The following is a 1,787-nucleotide window of genomic DNA, read 5'->3' as shown; positions in this document are numbered from 1 at the left end:
GTTCTCCATCTGGGCGGGTGTGGGGTGCTGCTCTTCCTCGCCCTTTCCACCATGCGGCGGGTGATCGCCGACCGGCGGGGAGTGTGGGTGATCCGCCCGTTGCGAACTTTCCCGATTCCCTGGGAGGACATTCGGATGATGCGCCATCGGGACACCGGCGTTCTGTGTGTGGAGGCATCGGAGGGGCGGGAATACCCTTTGCCGGTCGGCGGGGCGGTGGAGGATCGGGTGCCGCGTCGTGCCAGGGCGATGCGTGCGCGAGCCCTCGCGGTGGAGGAGATGTGGCGCCACCCCGAGCTGCGGCCGGGGCGGGAGGTCGACGCCGTCGGACAGGGGATGACGATGATGACGATGAGTTGGATGCTGTTCGTGACGACCATGATGGCGGCGTGGGGGTGAGCCCGGACGCGGTCGGCGCCTCGGCGAGCTTCATCCGACCTCGCGGGCGGGGTCGGTGGTGGTTCCGGCGCGGGCCGAGTGGGAATGGGAGTTCCCGGCGGAGTTGACGGACGGGGACACCTTTCGAGGCGCGAGGGACCTCCGGTCCCCTTCCCGATCGCGGAGTCGGCAGGACGTTTTTCCGTCAATACTCCCATGAAGTACGGGTAGTGACACAGGGTAGGAAAACCCTGGCGGATCATGGCCGGGAAGAGACCCTTGCCTGTCCTTCGGCTCATATCCGGGAAGAGTGGCCCGCCGATATCCGGGTAACGGCGGAACGACGGGCGCCGTCCGGGCGGCCGGGGGGCCTCGTGGCGTGATGATCCGCCACCCGTGCCGGACGACAACGGAAGAGAGGACGACCGCTTCCGATGGAGGAACTCTCCTTCGCCGTGCCCCTGTGGGTGTGGGTGGCCGTGAGCGGGGCCATCGCCGTGATGCTCGCCATCGACCTCTTCATGCACCGCGACAACCATGTGATCGAGTTCCGTGAGGCCGTGATCTGGAGTTGTATATGGATCGCGGTCGGCCTGGCCTTCGGGCTGGTGCTGTGGGCGTGGCAGGGCGGCGAGGTCGCCGGCACCTACTACGCCGGCTACCTGTTGGAGAAGGCGTTGTCGGTGGACAACATCTTCGTCTTCGCGCTGATCTTCACCTTCTTCGCCGTGCCCGCCGGGTACCAGCACAAGGTGCTGTTCTGGGGTGTGGTGGGCGCCCTGGTGGCGCGGTTCGTCTTCATCTTCCTCGGCGCCGAGCTGCTGAACACCTTCTTCTGGACCGCCTACCTGCTGGGTGGCTTCCTGGTGTGGACGGCGTGGAAGATGCTCGTCTCCAAGGACGAGGAGGTGCACCCGGAGCGCAACCCGGTGGTGCGGATCGTGCGTCGGATCATTCCCACCGACCCCCGGTACCACGGGGCCCGGTTCTTCGTGCGGTTGAACGGTCGTCGGACGGCGACCCTGCTGTTCGTCGCGTTGATCGCGGTCGAGGCGAGCGACCTGGTCTTCGCGGTGGACTCGGTGGGCGCGGTGCTGGCGATCACCACCCACACCTTCCTGGTCTGGACGGCCAACGCCTTCGCGATCCTGGGACTGCGCAGTCTGTACTTCTGCCTGGCCGGGCTGCTGCGGCGTTTCGAGTACCTGCACTACGGGCTGGCGGTGGTGCTGGCGTTCGCCGGGGTGAAGCTGATCCTCTCCGAGACCCCGGTGGGCAAGCTGCCCATTCCGCTGACGCTCGGGGTCATCGTCCTCACCCTCGGGATCTCGATCGCGTGGTCGCTGCGGGCCACCCGGGGGCGGGGCGTGATCGACGGCCCGGGCGGCGACGGCCCGGGTGAGGGGGCC

Annotated in this window: 1 protein-coding gene and 1 pseudogene; both read left to right on the top strand. The window is 67.7% G+C overall.

The annotated features are described in order from the left end of the window. Positions 1 to 399, top strand: a pseudogene (locus FNQ90_RS21915) (hypothetical protein); the annotation flags it as partial. Positions 400 to 812: 413 nt separating this feature from the next. Beyond that, positions 813 to 1,787: TerC family protein (locus tag FNQ90_RS21910; protein ID WP_182607929.1), on the top strand; the 975-nt coding region annotated here is incomplete at its 3' end.

This window comes from Streptomyces alkaliphilus, from assembly GCF_014141535.1.
Lineage (GTDB): Bacteria > Actinomycetota > Actinomycetes > Streptomycetales > Streptomycetaceae > Streptomyces > Streptomyces alkaliphilus.
This window is presented reverse-complemented; position numbering and strand designations above follow the sequence as displayed.